We start from the raw sequence: 815 nt of genomic DNA on the forward strand, positions 1-815 counted from the left end.
TTATTATCATTCATTAATATATACAATATTAGCATCAATAGGATTAAATGTAACAGCAGAAGAATTAACAAACCTAGGGAGAAGTGATTTAGTACTAGAATATGAAGACAAAATATATTTATTTGAAATAAAATTAGACAAAAGTGCAGAGGAAGCAATAAATCAAATAAAAGAAATGAAGTATTATGAAAAGTATATGAATAATTCAAATGAGATATACCTAATAGGAATAAATATCAATTCAGAAAAAAGGAATATTGAGGATTATATAATAGAAAAGATTTGAATAGCACCAGTTTGGAGGTGAAGCGATGAGAAGATTCTGTACATCAGGACCAGTAGATAAAAAGACTTGCTATTACGTAGAAAGACCAGATATAATGAAAGAAGCGCTTGATCATATAGAAAACTGGAGATATTTTACAGTATCAGCCCCAAGACAAACAGGAAAAACAACATTGTTAAATGATATAGTTAAAAAAATAAGAAATAAATATTTAACAATATTTATTTCTTTTGAAAGTTATGGTGATAAAACAAAAACATCATTCTTAAAAACAATTGTAAGAGATTTCAAAATAAAGATAAAATCACTTTATTCTGAGAATATTGAAATAGAAGAGCCAGAAGAAATGGATGATATAAGAAGAATAATGATGAGATTAAATGAAAAAACAGGAAAAGAAATAGTATTAATGATAGATGAATTTGAAAAATTAGATGAGAAAATAATGAATGAATTTTTGCATGTAATACGAAGTATATATCATGATAGGGAAATATACAAACTTAGAAGTGTAATATTAATAAGCGTA

General features: G+C 25.3%; 2 protein-coding genes. Both read left to right on the plus strand.

The window, feature by feature from the left end; genetic code table 11:
- Positions 1–286, plus strand: a 286-nt coding sequence (locus tag ACYQ44_RS10380) for a PD-(D/E)XK nuclease domain-containing protein (RefSeq protein ID WP_459997213.1), incomplete at its 5' end; no start/stop codon positions are given.
- Between the two features lie 25 nt (positions 287–311).
- On the plus strand, positions 312–815 hold a 504-nt coding region (locus tag ACYQ44_RS10385; RefSeq protein WP_459997215.1), incomplete at its 3' end, for an ATP-binding protein.

The sequence above is a fragment of the Marinitoga arctica genome, assembly GCF_054657315.1.